At 67.7% G+C, this 16,062-nt stretch carries 15 protein-coding genes and 1 tRNA gene; 11 read left to right on the top strand and 5 right to left on the bottom strand.

Annotation, left to right across the window (positions count from 1 at the left end):
* Nucleotides 1-44 precede the first annotated feature (44 nt).
* Nucleotides 45-1,001: a helix-turn-helix domain-containing protein gene (locus tag EVU97_RS12580; RefSeq protein WP_129666287.1), complete on the top strand. Its 957-nt coding sequence runs from the start codon at nt 45-47 to the stop codon at nt 999-1,001.
* A 185-nt stretch (nt 1,002-1,186) separates the two neighbouring features.
* Here EVU97_RS12580 and EVU97_RS12575 read toward each other — a convergent pair.
* Nucleotides 1,187-1,269: transfer RNA gene (locus tag EVU97_RS12575), tRNA-Leu, on the bottom strand.
* A gap of 316 nt (nt 1,270-1,585) precedes the next feature.
* Here EVU97_RS12575 and EVU97_RS15295 point away from each other — a divergent pair.
* From EVU97_RS15295 to pknB, 6 genes are all read left to right on the top strand, one after another.
* Entirely contained in the window at nt 1,586-2,935 is a 1,350-nt protein-coding gene (locus tag EVU97_RS15295) for a DUF3662 and FHA domain-containing protein (RefSeq protein ID WP_240730232.1), read from the top strand.
* Entirely contained in the window at nt 2,932-3,402 is a 471-nt protein-coding gene (locus EVU97_RS12560; protein ID WP_118913903.1) for an FHA domain-containing protein, read from the top strand. The genes EVU97_RS15295 and EVU97_RS12560 overlap by 4 nt, the downstream gene beginning before the upstream one ends.
* Nucleotides 3,403-3,406: 4 nt before the next feature.
* Entirely contained in the window at nt 3,407-4,678 is a 1,272-nt protein-coding gene (locus EVU97_RS12555) for a PP2C family serine/threonine-protein phosphatase (protein ID WP_129666285.1), read from the top strand.
* Nucleotides 4,666-6,051, top strand: coding sequence for an FtsW/RodA/SpoVE family cell cycle protein (locus EVU97_RS12550; protein ID WP_240730231.1), 1,386 nt, complete (start codon nt 4,666-4,668; stop codon nt 6,049-6,051). Before EVU97_RS12555 ends, EVU97_RS12550 begins: the two co-directional genes overlap by 13 nt.
* Nucleotides 6,048-7,502: a penicillin-binding protein 2 gene (locus EVU97_RS12545; RefSeq protein ID WP_118913907.1), complete on the top strand. Its 1,455-nt coding sequence runs from the start codon at nt 6,048-6,050 to the stop codon at nt 7,500-7,502. Before EVU97_RS12550 ends, EVU97_RS12545 begins: the two co-directional genes overlap by 4 nt.
* A 103-nt stretch (nt 7,503-7,605) precedes the next feature.
* A complete protein-coding gene (pknB, locus tag EVU97_RS12540) occupies nt 7,606-9,477 on the top strand; it encodes a Stk1 family PASTA domain-containing Ser/Thr kinase (RefSeq protein WP_129666283.1) in 1,872 nt (623 codons plus the stop codon).
* 81 nt (nt 9,478-9,558) lie between these two features.
* On the opposite strand, the gene EVU97_RS12535 is transcribed toward pknB, so the two are convergent.
* A complete protein-coding gene (locus EVU97_RS12535) occupies nt 9,559-10,194 on the bottom strand; it encodes an aminodeoxychorismate/anthranilate synthase component II (RefSeq protein WP_047310845.1) in 636 nt (211 codons plus the stop codon).
* A gap of 46 nt (nt 10,195-10,240) precedes the next feature.
* The gene (locus tag EVU97_RS12530) at nt 10,241-11,074 is read right to left on the bottom strand and encodes a DUF881 domain-containing protein (RefSeq protein WP_240730230.1); all 834 of its coding nucleotides are present in this window, start codon (nt 11,072-11,074) and stop codon (nt 10,241-10,243) included.
* A gap of 99 nt (nt 11,075-11,173) precedes the next feature.
* On the opposite strand from EVU97_RS12530, the gene EVU97_RS12525 reads away from it, so the two are divergent.
* Both EVU97_RS12525 and EVU97_RS12520 read left to right on the top strand, forming a co-directional pair.
* On the top strand, nt 11,174-11,404 hold the full coding sequence (locus EVU97_RS12525) for a cell division protein CrgA (RefSeq protein WP_047310846.1): 231 nt from the start codon (nt 11,174-11,176) through the stop codon (nt 11,402-11,404).
* 534 nt (nt 11,405-11,938) lie between these two features.
* Nucleotides 11,939-12,307: a hypothetical protein gene (locus EVU97_RS12520; protein WP_129666281.1), complete on the top strand. Its 369-nt coding sequence runs from the start codon at nt 11,939-11,941 to the stop codon at nt 12,305-12,307.
* A gap of 65 nt (nt 12,308-12,372) precedes the next feature.
* On the opposite strand, the gene EVU97_RS12515 is transcribed toward EVU97_RS12520, so the two are convergent.
* Nucleotides 12,373-13,281, bottom strand: a complete 909-nt coding sequence (locus EVU97_RS12515) for a rhomboid family intramembrane serine protease (RefSeq protein WP_047310847.1) — start codon at nt 13,279-13,281, stop codon at nt 12,373-12,375.
* 112 nt (nt 13,282-13,393) lie between these two features.
* The gene (locus tag EVU97_RS12510) at nt 13,394-13,912 is read right to left on the bottom strand and encodes a peptidylprolyl isomerase (protein WP_118913920.1); all 519 of its coding nucleotides are present in this window, start codon (nt 13,910-13,912) and stop codon (nt 13,394-13,396) included.
* A 219-nt stretch (nt 13,913-14,131) separates the two neighbouring features.
* On the opposite strand from EVU97_RS12510, the gene EVU97_RS12505 reads away from it, so the two are divergent.
* Together EVU97_RS12505 and EVU97_RS12500 are read left to right on the top strand one after the other, a co-directional pair.
* The gene (locus EVU97_RS12505) at nt 14,132-15,259 is read left to right on the top strand and encodes a hypothetical protein (protein WP_129666279.1); all 1,128 of its coding nucleotides are present in this window, start codon (nt 14,132-14,134) and stop codon (nt 15,257-15,259) included.
* A 305-nt stretch (nt 15,260-15,564) separates the two neighbouring features.
* Nucleotides 15,565-16,062 (top strand): LysE family translocator (locus tag EVU97_RS12500; protein ID WP_129666278.1); only part of this gene is annotated, 498 nt, incomplete at its 3' end.

Raw genomic sequence — 16,062 nt, 5'->3', positions numbered from 1 at the left:
GGCATAAATGACACAGTCCGCGCAAAACCTGCCACACTGGCCACGTGCTTCGCTCGGTGGCTGTCATCGCCCAATCTCCCGTAGCGGCCTTCGAGCTGGGCGTGCTCGTCGAGGTCTTCGGGGTGGACCGCACTGAAGAAGGTGTCCCGGCGTTCGACTTCACGATCTGCACGTCGCAGGGCGCTGCGGTTGCTGCCACCGTCCCGGGAATCTCGCTCTCCGGAGCATCCACGTTGGACGGGGCGGCGACCGCTGACCTTGTGGCCGTTCCCAGTTCCCCGATGGACGAGCCACCCGGAGATGACGTCCTGGATGCCTTGCGTTCCGCTTCGGAGCGTGGGGCCTACGTCCTGTCCATGTGCTCGGGAACGTACGCGTTGGCGTGGGCCGGGTTGCTCGACGGGCACCGAGCGGCGACCCACTGGCGATACGCCGCCCATCTTCAACACCGATTTCCGCGCGTCCACGTGGATGATTCGCTGCTCTACGCCCAAGCCGGGAACGTCATCACCGGCGCTGGGACCGCGGCAGGAATCGACGCCTGTCTCCACCTCGTCCGCCTCGAACACGGCAGCTCTGTCGCGACCAAGATCGCCCGTCGCATGGTCGTCGCACCTCACCGTGACGGCGGCCAGAAACAGTTCATCGACAAGGCGATACCGGCGCGAGTCGGCGGCGGCCTGGGAGCGCTGCTCGACGCGGTCGGGCGAACCCTCGAGGAGCCTCACACGGTGGCGTCGATGGCACGTCAGGCAGGGGTTTCCGAGAGGACCTTGGCGCGCTGGTTCGTCGACGAGGTGGGAGCCACGCCCCACGCGTGGCTCTCGGGCCAGCGCGTCCTTGCGTCACGTCACCTCCTGGAAACAACGGATCTGCCCATGGACGCCGTCGCCCGGCACAGCGGATTCGGCGACGCGAGCACCCTACGTCGGCATTTTCAACGGGATGTCGGGGTGAGTCCAGCTACCTACCGGAGCTTGTACTCCGCGACGCAGGCGTAAGCGGCGGCGACGTAGACGTCGTCCCGGCGCCCGCGCGCCACAGCTTCCCCGAGCACGCCCATCGGCTCAAGGTGACGCGCCTTGTCGTGCCTCAGATCCCTCCGACGACTCACGAAACACCTCAAGTCACGACAAAGCCCCCGAACCTACTGGTTCGGGGGCTTGCATGCCGTTTGACAATCGCGTGCGCGAGGGGGGATTTGAACCCCCACGCCCTTTCGGACACTGGCACCTGAAGCCAGCGCGTCTGCCGTTCCGCCACTCGCGCGAGTGCTCACCTATCATTCCCTACCGCCACACGGTTCGCCAAATCGGCGGGGCGCGCGTCGCCCCGGCCGCCGAGCCGGGCGTCAGACCGGCTCCTCAGCAGGCGCACAGGCACGCGCGGAGTGCAGGAATTCAGCGGTTCCCCATGGCCGACGGCTACGATCGAATCCCTGGTTCACCCGACCAGACCGGCGTGCTGCCCGCACACCACCGACGCACAGGCCGCCCACTGACGGAACCACCGCGCCGCGAGGGGAGTCGAAGGCCGTGAGGCCCACCGGCATCCACGCCGGCCACGACACAACGAGGAGGCACCCATGGGGTTGTTCGACAAGCTCGAGAGCAAACTCGAACAAGGTGTCAACGGCGCCTTCGCCCGCGCCTTCAAGAGCGAGGTGCAGCCGGTCGAGATCGCCTCCGGCATCCGCCGCGCCATGGACGACCGCGCAGCCTCCGTCGGCCGCGGCAAGCGCCCCATCGTGCCCAACCTCTTCACGATCGAGCTCTCCCCCACCGACTACGACCGCCTCTCGGCCTGGGGTCACGAGCTCGACGACGAACTCATCGCGAGCGCCCAGGAGCACGCCGACGAACAGCGCTACTCGCCCGGCGGCCCCTTCACCATCGTCCTGCAGGAATCCGACAACCTCGAGACCGGCGTCTTCCGCCTACGCCCCGCCACCGCCAAGGCCGCCGAAGCGCTCGCTCACCAGCGCGCGCACGCTCGCCCGCGTCCTCATCGAGACGACGCGCACGACGTCCACGCCGCGGCCCCCGCGCACGATGACCATGAGCCCCGCGCCCCTCGCGAGGCCGGACGTTCGTCCGCTGCGGGAGCGACCGCCGGCACCGGTGCCGCCGCGCCGGCCGGCCGCAGCTTCGGCTCGCGCATCAAGGACTACCTCACCGGTTATGCCCCCGACGACGCTGCCCAGCCCGCTTCGGGCGAGCGTCGGCCGCACGATCCGCACGAGGACATCCGAGGCGACCGTGACTATGACACGCACGACGAGCGTGCTGACGCCTTCGACGCTGACACGAACCGCGCACCCTCGAGCCTGGGCGGCGCCTACTCGTGGGATTCGGCCGACGCGCACGACCGTCAGGGGCGCGCTCCTCACGACTCCGATGAAAACGCGTACGCCGGCTTCGCGGGCGACCGCTACGACGACAACGGGTACGACAACCACCACGGCTTCGACGACGCCCACCCCGACAACCGCGCCACCGGCCGCGGCCTCGCGTGGGACGACGATGACGACTACGGCGACCCCACCGGTTTCTCCCCGGCCGAGGAGCCGCAGGACTCCACGGCACGTCACGTCCCCGCCGGCGGCGGCGCACGCCCGCCGCGCCCGGTCTCGCCGCGTGAGCGCCCCTGGCTCAAGATCGACGGCCAGCGTTACCCGCTGCTGGGCGCCATCACCGTCCTGGGCCGCGACGACGAGGCCGACATCATCATCGACGACCCGGGCGTCAGCCGAAGCCACAGCGAAATCCGCATTACCCACGACGGCCCCCACCTCGTGATGAGCGCGCGCGACCTCGCCTCCACCAACGGCACCTACGTCAACGGTGAACGCATCGACTCCACCCACGTCCACGACGGCGACCGGCTCACCCTGGGCCGCACGTCGATGACGATCCACCTGGGAGACCGCACGTGAACGAACTGACGCTGACGGCCATCCGCATCGGCCTCCTCGCCCTCCTGTGGTTCTTCGTGTTCGCGGTCGTCGGCGTCCTGCGCGGAGACCTCTACGGAGCGAAGACCGGTGGCGGACGCGCCTCGCGCGCCTCCTCGCGTGAGCGCGGCGCCAAGACGCCGCGCGCCGTGAAAAAGGGCCCGACGCACGTGGCCGTCATCGAGGGCGCCATGCGCGGCACGACACTGCCGCTCACCGAATCCGGCGTCCTGCTCGGGCGCAACCCCGAGTGCTCTCTCGTCCTGTCCGACGATTTCGCCTCCGGGCGTCACGCACGCATCTACCCCGAGGCCGACGGCTGGTACCTCGACGACCTCGGTTCCACCAACGGCACGTACATCGGCGCCGAACGCATCGGCGAGCACGTCCACGTCGACGCGGGAACCCGCATCCGTATCGGCCGCACCGTCCTCGAGCTGAGGAAGTGACCCCATGCCCATCGCCCTGAGATTCGCCGCTCGTTCCGACGTCGGCCTCGGCTCGAAGAAGCGCAACGAGGACTCCGGCTACGCGAGCAACACAATGCTCGTGCTCGCCGACGGCATGGGCGGCCACGCCGCCGGTGACATCGCCAGCTCCACCGTCGTCGGCCAGATCGTGCCCCTCGACGGTGACGACGTCGGCGCGGACGACGTCCTCGACCAGCTCGCGGACCGCATCCACCTCGCCAACGAGAAGCTGCGCAGCGAGATGGACGCCGACCCGACCCGCGAAGGCATGGGCACGACGCTCATCGTCCTCATGAAGGCCGGCCGTCAGCTCGCCATGGCCAACATCGGCGACAGCCGCGCCTACCAACTGCGTGACGGCAAGTTCACGCAGATCACGAAGGACCACTCCTTCGTCCAGAGCCTGCTCGACTCCGGCCGCATCACCCCCGACGAGGCCGTCCACCACCCGCAGCGCAGCCTCGTCACCCGCGTCCTCACCGGCCGCGAGAACGACGTTCCTGACCTTTCGCTGCGCGAGGCCCGCATCGGCGACCGTTTCCTCCTGTGCTCCGACGGCCTGTCGGACTACGTCGGCGGTCGCACGATCGAGGAGATCTTCACCTCCGGCAAGCCGATCGACCGCGTCGCCGACGAACTCATCGAAATCGCCCTCAAGGCCTCGACGCTCGACAACGTCACCGTCGTCGTCGGCGAGGTCGCCGACAGCGACGAGCTCGACCTCTCGAGCAAGCCCGCCGTCGTCGGCGCCGCCGTTGCACACGGCGTCACCGAGGCCGTGCCGGTGCGCGACCAGACGCCCGCCGAGAAGGCCCGCGCTCTCTCGCGCGAAGTTTCCGACGACGAGGACGAGGAGATCGAGGAGCACAGCGGCGCCCAGCTCGCCGAGGACGGCCCCCGCCGTCGCGCCCGGTTCTACGCCGCCATCGCCGCACTGGTCGTCCTCGCGGCCCTCGCCGTCGCCGCGATCTGGGGCTGGACGTGGTCGCAGAGCCAGTACTTCGTCAAGGATTCCGGCGGACGAGTCACCATCCACCAGGGCGTCGACGGTGGCTTCGGCCCGCTCGAGCTCAGCCATGTGGAGGAGAAGACGGACATCCCGACGGCCGACCTGCCCGAGTTCTGGCGCACCAAGGTCAAGGCCGGCCTCGAGGCCTCCAGCGACTCGGAAGCCGCGGCCACCGTCGAACGTCTCCGGGCGGAGATGGTGAAGTGCCTCGCCGCCTCACCGAACGGAAGCGAGTGCAAGCAGTGAGTCTCGGCCTCACCCGCACCACCTCCGGCACGAAACGCGGCACCGAGCTCTTCCTCCTCGGCTTCGCGGTCGTCGTCGTGCTGTTCGCCTACGCCAGCGTCGGCCTCGCCATCGACGGCACGCTGCCGGCGGACATCATGACCCTCGGCATCGGTCTCGGAGTTCTCGCGCTCGTGTTCCACCTCGTCGTGCGCATCGTCGCGAGCTACGCCGACCCCGTCCTCCTGCCGACGGCGACGCTGCTCAACGGCCTCGGCCTCGTCATGATCCACCGCATCGACGTCGCCCGCGGCCGCGACATCATGGAGGGCGCCGCGCTGCGTCAGCTCATGTGGTCGACGATCGCCGTTGGCGCCGCCATCACGCTGCTGTTCCTCATCCGCGATCACCGCAAGCTGCGTCGCTACACGTTCACGTTCGCCGCAGCCGGTCTCGCGCTGCTCATGATGCCGATGCTCCCGTTCATCGGTATGAACATCAACGGCAACCGCATCTGGATCCACATCGGCCCGCTCAGCTTCCAGCCGAGCGAGGTCGCCAAGATCCTCCTGACGATCTTCTTCGCCAGCTACCTCGTGCAGACGCGTGACGCGCTCTCCCTCGTCGGCAAGCGCTTCCTCGGCTTCCCCCTGCCGCGTGCCCGCGACATGGGCCCCATCATGTTCGCCTGGCTCATGTCCCTGGCCGTCCTCGTCTTCGAGAAGGACCTCGGCACCTCGCTGCTGTTCTTCGGCCTCTTCGTCGCGATGCTCTACGTCGCCACCGAGCGGCGCAGCTGGGTGGCCATCGGCCTCATCCTGTTCTTCACCGGCTGCTACGTGGCCTACCTGCTCTTCGCGAACTTCCAGAACCGCGTCGCGCTGTGGCTCGACCCCTTCACGCCCGGCCAGTCGGACCAGGTCGCGCGCTCCCTCATGGGCCTCGCGTTCGGCGGCATCACCGGCACCGGCCTGGGCCGCGGTTACCCGACCTTCAACTACTCCGAAGCGAACTCCGACTTCATCATGTCGAGCTTCGGTGAGGAGATCGGTCTCGCCGGCATCATGGCGATGATCGTGCTGTTCGCCATCATCGTCGAGCGCGGCCTGCGCATCGGCATCGCCTGCCGCGACGGCTTCGGCAAGCTGCTCGCCACCGGCCTCGCGTTCTCCGTGTGCCTCCAGTGCTTCGTCGTTCTCGGCGGCATCACCCGCGTCATCCCCCTCACCGGTCTGACGACACCGTTCCTCTCCGCCGGTGGTAGCTCGCTCCTCGCGAACTGGGCCATCATCGCCCTGCTGCTGCGCATCTCCGACCAGGCCCGGCGCCCGAGCGTCGCCGAGACCGACCCGACCCGTGGAAGCGACGACACCCAGGTGGTGAAGGTTCGATGAACACGCCCATCCGACGTCTCGGCTTCGTCGTCGCAGCCCTGTTCTGCTCCGTCCTGCTCGCCGCGAGCTACATCCAGGTGCTGCAGGCCAAGTCGCTCAACAACCGCCCGGGCAACACGCGCATCATCAACGCCGGGTACAAGATCGAGCGCGGCTCGATCCTCGTCGACGGCAAGGCCATCGCCACGAGCCGCAAGTCGAACGACAAGTACGTCTACGAGCGTCAGTACACAAACGGCAGCCTCTACGCCCCCGTCACCGGCTACAGCTCGCTCGTCTACGGCAACGGCGGCGGCCTCGAAGGTGCCGAGAACGAAGTGCTCACGGGCACGAGCGACTCGCTGTTCTACCGCCGCCTCGTCGACGTCGTCACCGGGAAGCCCAAGCAGGGCGCCAACCTCGAGCTGACGATCAACCCCAAGATCCAGCAGGCCGCCGCGCAGGCCCTCGGCAACCGCCGCGGCGCCGTCGTGGCGCTCGACCCGAAGACGGGCGCCGTGCTCGCCATGGTGACCTCGCCCTCCTACGACCCGAACAACCTCGCCTCGCATGACACCGAGGCCGTGACGAAGACGTGGACGCAGATGAACGCGGCCGCGAACCAGCCCATGGTCAACCGCACCATCGGCGGCACTCTCTACCCGCCGGGTTCGACCTTCAAGCTCGTCACCTCGGCCGCCGCGCTCGAATCCGGCAACTACTCGAACTCCTCGACGTTGCCCGGCCCGGCCACCCTGCGTCTGCCCCAGACGACGCACTCCCTGCCGAACGACGACGGGCGCGCGTGCGGCCCCAACGACGAGACGTCGCTCCTGCACGCCCTCGAGGTCAGCTGCAACACCGCCTACGCCCAGCTCGGCATGGACCTGGGCCAGGACAAGCTCGCCTCCCAGGCCAAGAAGTTCGGTTTCGGTGACGTCATGCGCGTGCCGATGCGGGTCACGCCCAGCACGTTCCCGACCCAGCTCAACGAGCCCCAGACGGCGATGTCGGCCATCGGCCAGTACGACGTGCGTGTCACGCCGCTGCAGATCGCGATGATCTCCGCCACCATCGCCAACGGGGGCAACCAGATGCAGCCGTACCTCGTGAAGAACGTCGTCGACTCCGACCTCGACGTCATCAAGTCGACCGACCCGAAGGTGCGCGCCAAGCCGATCTCCGGGCAGACCGCCGACTCCCTCACCGAGATGATGGAAGCCGTCGTCAACAACGGCACCGGTAAGCAGGCCGCCGTCCCCGGCGTCCAGGTCGCCGGCAAGACGGGTACCGCGCAGGGCGACACGAAGAACGCCGCCGACCTGTGGTTCACCGGTTTCGCGCCCGCCAACGACCCGAAGATCGCCCTCGCCATCGTCCTCGAGAACGGCGGAGACCAGGGCGTCGAAGCCCTGGCCGGCTCCGTCGCCGCACCCGCTGCACGCCAGATCTTCGAGGCGGCCGTGCGATGACGGAGACCGCAGCCGCGAGCGCCGCGACGAACCACCCACCGGCGAACCACGCACGAACGACCCGACGACCGACCACCCCGACGAGATCTCAGGAGGAGACCGCATGAGCACGGCACCACGCATTCTCGGCGGGCGCTACGAGGTCGGTGAGCTCATCGGTCGCGGTGGCATGGCCGAGGTTCACGCCGGCCACGACACCCGTCTCGGACGCTCCGTCGCCATCAAGATCCTGCGCTCCGACCTCGCGCGCGACCCCTCCTTCCTCCAGCGCTTCCGCCGCGAGGCGCAGTCGTCGGCCGGGCTCAACCACGCCAACATCGTGGCCGTGTACGACTCGGGTGAAGACACCTTCGTCGAGGCCGGCGGCGGCACCGTCGACATCCCCTACATCGTCATGGAGTACGTCGACGGCCAGACGCTGCGCGAGATCCTCAACGACGAGAAGAAGCTCAGCTCGGACGAGGCCTGCCGTGTGACGATGGGCATCCTGTCGGCCCTCGAGTACAGCCACTCCAAGGGCATCGTCCACCGCGACATCAAGCCCGGAAACGTCATGGTGACGCGCGGCGGCAACGTTAAGGTCATGGACTTCGGTATCGCGCGAGCCCTCGCCGACGTCGGCGCGACGATGACGTCGGCCCAGGCCGTCGTCGGTACCGCCCGCTACCTCTCCCCCGAGCAGGCCCAAGGCGAGAGCGTCGACCCGCGCACCGACCTGTACTCCGCCGGTTGCGTGCTCTTCGAGCTGCTCACCGGGCGTGCGCCCTTCGTCGGTGAGCCGGTCAGCCTCGTCTACCAGCACATCGGTGAGCAGCCGCAGCCGCCGTCGCTGTACGAGCACTCGGTGTCACCCGAGCTCGACGCCGTCGTCCTGCACTCGCTCGAGAAGAAGCGGGACGCTCGCTACCAGAGCGCCGGCGAGTTCCGTTCGGACGTGCTCGCGGCTCGCTCCGGCCAGGAGATCTCCGCGGCCGCCCTCGCGAGTACCCAGGCCGCAGGCGACAGCACGGAGGTCGTCAACTACACGCGCCGCGGCGCAGCTCTCGCGGCCGCCGACCACACGGCGGAACTCGACGAGCGTCACGAGCCGAAGCGTTCGCGCGGCGGTCTGTGGGCTCTCGCCGTCATCGCGGCCCTCGCCGCCATCCTCGGCATCGGCTACCTCTTCATGAACCCGAGCGGCACCACCGACCAGGTCACGGTGACGAAGGTCGAAGGCATGACCTACGACCAGGCCTTCTCGACTCTGTCGCAGGACTTCACGGTCGAGCGCAAGGAGACGTCCTCCGACCAGAGCGAAGGCACCGTCGTCGGGCAGGACCCGCCGGGCGGCACCAAGGCCGACCGCAATTCCACCGTCACGCTCACCGTCTCGACGGGCCCGGACTCCGTGAAGGTGCCCGACGTCGTGGGCGACTCGGTCGCGACAGCGCGCCAGACCCTCATCTCCGCAGGTATCGACGCCGACCGCATCAAGGTCTCCTCGGAGAAGAAGGACGACAGCGGCGTCGACTCGGGCAAGGTTGCCGAGACCAACCCCAAGGCCGGTTCGACGCTCGGTGCGAGCAACGAGATCACGCTCTACCCGAGCAGCGGCAAGGTCACCGTGCCCGACCTCGTCGGCAAGACCCAGGACGAGGCGACGCAGGCGCTCTACAAGGCGCACCTGTCGATCAGCGTGACCTACGAGCGCACGGGCGACGAGACCAAGCAGGGCAAGGTCATCTCCGTGCCCGATCAGGGCAAGAAGGTGGACAACGGCACGGCCGTGGTCGTCGTGGTCGGCCAGAAGCCCGAGGCCACCGTTACGGCGACGCCCTCACCGACGTCGACACCGTCCTCCTCGTCGTCGAGCTCCAGCTCCTCGAGCAGTTCCACCTCCTCGAGCACCAAGCCGAGTTCGCCGAGTTCGCCGAGTGACACGACCGAGCTCACGCCGTCGAACACGGCGAGCCCGCCGAACGAGGACGACTAGTCACGAAGACCTCGAAGGGCCACCCCGATTCGGCCGGGGTGGTCCTTCGACGTCGGTGTCGCGTTGCCGGGCGACGGCGGGTCAGCTCGCGCGCACGAGCGGCACCATGTCGTGACTCGCCTCGACGGCCGTCGTGGAGCCGCACATCCGCAGCCAGTTGGCGAGCATGCGGTGACCACCGACCGTCATGACGCTCTCGGGGTGGAACTGCACGCCGTGCAACGGCAGGTCCCGGTGATGGGCCGCCATGATGATTCCGGTGTCAGTGCGACCGTTGACGACGAGTTCGTCGGTGACGGTGGCCGGGTCGATCGTCAGCGAGTGGTAGCGCGTGGCGGTGAACGGGTCGGAGAGACCCTCGAGCACGCCCGTGCCGTCGTGGAAGACCTCGGACGTCTTGCCGTGCAGCAACTCCGGCGCACGCCCCACCGTCGCGCCCGTGACGACGCCGAGGGCCTGGTGGCCGAGGCACACCCCGAGCATCGGCTGGTTGCGCTCGCCGCACGCCTCGATCATCTTCATACTGACGCCGGCGTCCTCCGGGGTGCCGGGACCGGGCGAGACGAGCACGCCGTCGAAATCGGCGCCGTCGGCCGCGCTGATCGCGTCGTTGCGCACGACGGTCGTCTCGGCGCCCAACTGCTGGAGGTAGCCGACGATCGTGAAGACGAAGCTGTCGTAGTTGTCGACGACGAGAATGCGCGGCGAGTCGGTCATGCCCACCAGTCTAGGTGCGCCCATCTCGCACGGCCCAGCGCCGCCGTCAGCGCTGGGCCCGGGCGTACTTCAGGGAGAGCGAGCCGGTGAACGCGGGGAAGGACGCGTTCTGCTCCGTCTTGACGTCGTAGCCCAGCCCGACGAGGTCGACGTACTGCTTGTAGATCTTCACCGCTTCGTCGTCGTCGAGGGCTGCCTTGAGCTTCACCGGGTCGCCGATGGCCTTGATCGTGAACGGTGGGCTGTAGACACGACCCTGAAGGATGAGGGTGTTGCCGACGCAGCGCACCGCGCTGGTCGAGACGACGCGCTGATCCATGAGCATCATGCCGCGAGCGCCCGCGCGCCACAGGGCGTTGACGACGGCCTGCACGTCCTGCTGGTGGACGACGAGCCAGTCGGGTGTGCCGTCTTCGGGCAGCTGGTCGACGCTCTTCTTGCTGTCGTCGAGGGTGACGGTGATCGCCTGCCCCGTCAGCGGCGCGAGACCGGCCGGGTCCTCCTCCTTCGACGCCTGAGCGTTGATCTTGGACGCCTGGGCGGCTGGTCCGTCCTTCTTCGCGGCGGCGCTCTGCGCCTGTTCGACCTGACGGCGCAGGCTTGCGACGGACTGCTGCTTCTCCTTGACGCGTCGGTCGGCTCCGGCGACGACGTCGCTGAGCTGTGTGTTGCCCGAGCGCAGATCGGTGCCGTGGGCCGCACGCGAACTGACGGCGAACATGAGGCCGGCCACGAGCGTCACGATCGGGACGGCGACCTGCCAGGGCTTCACGCGGCGGCGCGAGGGCATCCGGACACCCTCGTTCTGCTCGACCCCGGGCGCTTCGTTCGGTGCGTCATTCGGCGCGTCGGTCGCGGGAGTGCTGGGCGAATCGGCCACGCTGACGCCTCCTTCATGCTGCGTACCGGCGAGTGAGTCAACTAGGCTCTCACCCTAGTTGACTCACCTCCAGAACGCCTGACACGGAAGGGGTACCCCGTGGCCCGTAAGAACTCCGACGCCGCTGCGCGCGCCGCCTCCGGAGGCGGCCTCAACCCCAGGTGGTGGGTGCCGACCGCTCTCGGCCTCATGCTCCTCGGCCTCGTGTGGGTCATGACGTACTACATCAGTTCGGGCGCGTACCCGATCCCCAACGTCGATGCGATCAACATCGTCGTCGGCTTCGCCTTCATCATGGTGGGATTCATCATGATGACGCGCTGGAAGTAGCGCTCCTTCGACTTCGTCGGATGCCCTCGGCCCTGTTGGGTCGAGGGCATCCGACGTTGTGGGATGTTTTCCCCAGAGTTATCCACAGCCTGTGTGTAATTACACGGCTGTCGTTTTCCACAGCTGTGGACAAACATGGGGACAACGCGTGGATGGCCCGGGGACAAGCGTCAAGATCAGTGGAAAACCGGTGGTCCACCGGTGGAAAAGGGCAGGTCAGCTGGGGACAACTCATGTGACTCACCGGGCTCGGCCCCACGACACGCCGCTCATTCCGCGGGTTTCTCCACACCCATGCCTGTGGAAACTGTGGAAAACCCTGGTTTCGGACGACGTTGACGGGGTCTTCCACAGCTGGGGACGACGCTTGCTCGGTTTGTCTTGCCCCATCTAGAGCTGAGGCGAGAGATGTGGATAGGTTCTCATCGACGTTGCGGCGAACTGCGAGCGTTCACCACGCCATGGAACCGTCCTGATGACGAACTGCCCTCTGGACGGCGGCGGCATCGCGGCGCACACTCAGGTCAGAGGTATGTGAAGCGGACGTCGGTGGCCACGCTGGGCCTGGCTGCCGTGGTGACGGGCTGGACCTACGCGACGCCCGGCGAGTCGCCCGGGCCGTTCAAGCTCTACACGCACTGCGGTGTGCGCGAACTCAACAGCAACGGCACCTGGTACGTCCGCGAGGGCGGCCCCCTCGCGAGCGAGGCCGGGACGCCGAAGGGGTGGGACGACCCCTATCAGCGCGGCTGGGTCGTCATCGACGGCAACCGTGCCACGTTCCGGGACAGCTCGGGCCGCAAGGAGACCTTCGTCGAGCGTCCAGGAGCCACGAAACCCCTCGCCGTCTGTTCTTGTCCGAGTTCGGCACGATGCATCACTCTGCCCACATCTTGCACCTGACTTAGACAGCACAAGAGGGCTTCATCGAACACTCGACGAAGCCCTCTTGGCGTGACGTCCTGGTGTCAGCGCACGATCTGGATCCAGCTGAGGTCGGCCATCGCGAAACTGACGTAGGCAGCTGCGAACAGTAGCGCGGCAAGACCACCGAGCAGACCGAGCTGGATCGCCGTCGAGCGGCGGCGAACGGCGTACAACAGGCCGGCCGCGATGCCTCCGACGATCGCGCCACCGAGGTGTGCCTGCCACGCCACGTTGCTCATCGTGAAGCCCAGCACGACGTTGATGGCGATGAGGGTGAGCATCGGGCCGATCTCGCGCCCCAGGTGCCGGTTGAGCACGATGACGGCGACGAACAGGCCAAACACACCACCGGACGCACCGACGAGCGGAGTCGCCCATCCCGACGCGTAGAGGTCGCCACCCCGAACGGGCGCCGAAGTCAGCAGTTGATAGCCGACCGACCCACCGAGCACCGCCACGAGGTAGAGGGCCGCGAAGCGGAGACGGCCCAACATCGGCTCGAGGTACTGCCCCATGAAGTACAGCGCCATCATGTTGAAGAGCAGATGGATGACGTTGCTGCGGTCGTGCGCGAAGCCGCTCGTGATGTAGCGCCACGGCTCGTCCTGGGCTGCCAGGGCGATGAAAGCTACGTTGCCGAAGAAGCTCCAGCTCATTAGCTCGCCCACCCAGACGGCCACGCAGATGCCGATGATGCCGAAGGTCACGAGCGGGCGTCCGGGCGCGGCGGGCATGCCTAGCTCCGACCGCTGCGTCGGCATCGGGTTCGCCTTGCGCTCGGCAGCGACGCAGTCGACGCACTGGAACCCGACCGAGGCCGGCACCTGGCACTGCGTGCACGCCGGACGTCCGCAGCGCTGGCAGCGCGTGTAGGCCGCGACCTCCGGGTGCCTCGGACACACCGGGATCCCTTGCTCGTCGTACGAACCGTTGTCCAGCGGAACGCTCATCGTTCTCGTCTCTGCCCTTCTCATGCGTGTGGCCCCGTCGTCATGACAACGACGGGGCCACACGATTGTCTCCCGCACCCTCACACCGTTCGGAGCGAGGGCACGGATGCGATCACTCGGAGATGGTGACGCTCTCGATGACGACCGGCTCGACCGGCTTGTCCTGGCCGCCCGTGCGGACGGCGGCGATCTCGTCGACGACCTTCTTGGACTCGTCGTCGGCCACCTCGCCGAAGATCGTGTGCTTGCCCTGCAGCCAGCTCGTGTCGGCAACCGTGATGAAGAACTGCGAGCCGTTCGTGCCCTTGCCCATGCGCTTACCGGCGTTGGCCATGGCGAGCATGTAGGGCGAGTTGAAGTTCAGCTCGGGCGAGATCTCGTCGTCGAACGTGTAGCCGGGGCCACCGATGCCGATGCCCTGCGGGCAGCCGCCCTGGATCATGAAGCCCGGGATGATGCGGTGGAACGTGAGGCCGTCGTAGAACGGCTGCGGGTTGGTGCGGCCGGCGTCGTCCTTGTACTCCTTCGTGCCCTTGGCGAGGCCGACGAAGTTCTCGACGGTCTTCGGCGCCTGGGTCGGGAAGAGGTTGATGTTGATGTCACCGTGGTTGGTGTGCAGTGTCGCGATCATGACACCCAGTGTTCCACGTGAAACGCACACGGGCACGGCGGCCTCGCGGGTGTTCACACTCGGCGGAAGCCCGGGCGTCACGAGGCAGGCGTCTCCGTCCCTTGAGGTGGGCCCGGCCGACATCCCCACCGTCCGACCTGCCGAACCGGTTGGTAAGCGGGCAGCGAACAAGGCAGGATGAGAGGCAGAAGAGTATCCACCCGCAGGAGAGGAACAGCCGTGCTGTGGAAATACGAACCCACCAAGACCGAGAAGGCCAAGGAGGCTGCGCTCACCGCGGTCGACCTGGCTTCGACGAAGGCCGCTGAGGCCAAGGCGAAGACCGAGAAGGACATCGTCCCCACCCTCGCAGAGAAGGCCGAGGAGGCCCGCGACTTCATCATGGAGAAGGCAGAGGAAGCCCGCGAAGCCGCTGCGCCGCACCTCGAGAAGGTTGCCGACGCCACTGCCGACCAGCGTGAGGCTGCCGCCGACAAGGTGAGCGTGGCCAAGGCCGTCGCCGCCGCGAAGATCGCCGACGTCGCCGAGTCCGCTGCCGACGCGCGTGACGAGGCCGAGAAGAAGGGCCGCAAGACTGCGAAGAAGGCAGACAAGAAGTCGTCCAAGTTCGCGAAGCAGGCCGACAAGCGCGCCGAGAAGACAAAGAAGAAGGCCGACAAGAAGGCTGCCGCTCTGGCGGGCTTCCTCGGTGCCAAGGCATCGCGCGCGGAAAAGAAGGCGACGAAGAAGTTCGGCGTCGACACGCGCCAGGACGTCGCCTACAAGGCTGCTGCCCTGAAGGGCCAGGCCCAGCAGGTCGCCGAGGACAAGGGCCTCACGGCCGACAACGCTCGCGACTTCTACAAGGACGAGCTGCTCCCGCACCTCAAGGAGATCCTCGCGACGGCCGCTGCCGCCGGCACCGCCGCCTCGCACAACGTCGTGGGTCAGCTTCCCGACGGTGCGCAGGAGCAGGTCGCGCGCTACGCCCCGGCTCTCGCACCCAAGAAGAAGAAGGGTGGCTTCCTCATCGTTGTCGGTGCGGCCGCCCTCGCCGGTGCCGGCTACCTCGTGTACGCCGACCAGCAGAAGAAGAAGGCCAAGAACGCCCAGCTCTCCGAGGCTGCCATCGCGGACAGCAAGGCTGACCGTTCGGACGAGATGACGATCAACAACCCCGTCACCGACTTCAACAAGGCCGATGACACCACGATGGTGCGCCCTGCGGGCGACGGCACGGCCGAGCCGGCAGGTGGCCCGGGCACCGCTGCCACGTGGACCGAGGCCGAGGAGTCGGGCCACATGTCCACCGAGGCACTCGAAGGTGAGACGCGCAGCTCGCGTCGCGCCGCCCGCGGCGACATCTGACATCAGTCGCTCCGCTTGAGGGGTCGCTTCCTGCTGGAGGCGGCCCCTCGTCATGTGCCTGCTCCTGACGCGTCGTGTGAGCGCCTTCCCCGACGCCCGGGCCCGGCTTCGGCGCTGCGTTGCACCAAAGGTCGATCGCTGCTTCTTTAGGTTGATAGACCAATAACTAGATTCTGCTAGCCGAGGGAATCGGCGCGTCCCATCGGGGTAACCCTGTTCGACGTCGTCGTCAGCGGAACGCCGCCTCGCGCCCACAGCGTGGCAGGCACGCGCGGATTCGGTGACGCCGGCCGTACAGTCCGTTCATGGCGCACTTCCTCAGCTTCGTCGCGTTCGCGACGGCCATTGCGGTGGCACCGGGCCCGGACACGTTCCTCACGCTGCGCAACACCGTCATCGGTGGCCGCGCGCGAGGGCTGTGGACGACGCTCGGCATCGGGGTCGCCGGTGCCACCCAGGGCGTCCTCGCCGCGGCGGGGCTGGGCGCGATCATCGCCCGTTCGGAGCCTGTGTTCCAGACGATCCGCTGGCTCGGTGTCGCCTACCTCATTTATCTCGGCGTCATGGCGCTGCGTACGGCCATCAAGGCGCGCGGCGAGGGCTGGGCCATGACGCCGGAAGCGACGCCGCGGAGCCCGCGCCGCTCGTTCCGTCAGGGATTCCTGTGCAACATCACGAACCCGAAGGTGCTCGCGTTCAACCTCGCGGTGCTGCCGCAGTTCGCCGGCCCTGGCACAGGGATGCTCACGCTCCTCGCCTACGCCCTCACCCTGACGATCGTCGGCACGATCGTGCTGCTCGCC

The sequence above is a fragment of the Dermacoccus sp. 147Ba genome (assembly GCF_004151355.1).
In the GTDB taxonomy this organism is placed as follows: Bacteria; Actinomycetota; Actinomycetes; order Actinomycetales; family Dermatophilaceae; genus Dermacoccus; species Dermacoccus abyssi.
The sequence above is the reverse complement of the archived record's forward strand: the minus strand, read 5'-3'. Positions and strand labels throughout refer to the sequence as shown.

Excerpts from the sequence above, each read along its gene's own strand:
- EVU97_RS12555 (WP_129666285.1), top strand. The coding sequence starts at position 3,407 with ATGCCCATCGCCCTGAGATTCGCCGCTCGTTCCGACGTCGGCCTCGGC.
- EVU97_RS12535 (WP_047310845.1), bottom strand. The coding sequence starts at position 10,194 with ATGACCGACTCGCCGCGCATTCTCGTCGTCGACAACTACGACAGCTTC.
- EVU97_RS12515 (WP_047310847.1), bottom strand. The coding sequence starts at position 13,281 with ATGAGCGTTCCGCTGGACAACGGTTCGTACGACGAGCAAGGGATCCCG.
- EVU97_RS12545 (WP_118913907.1), top strand. The coding sequence starts at position 6,048 with ATGAACACGCCCATCCGACGTCTCGGCTTCGTCGTCGCAGCCCTGTTC.
- pknB (WP_129666283.1), top strand. The coding sequence starts at position 7,606 with ATGAGCACGGCACCACGCATTCTCGGCGGGCGCTACGAGGTCGGTGAG.
- EVU97_RS15295 (WP_240730232.1), top strand. The coding sequence starts at position 1,586 with ATGGGGTTGTTCGACAAGCTCGAGAGCAAACTCGAACAAGGTGTCAAC.
- EVU97_RS12510 (WP_118913920.1), bottom strand. The coding sequence starts at position 13,912 with ATGATCGCGACACTGCACACCAACCACGGTGACATCAACATCAACCTC.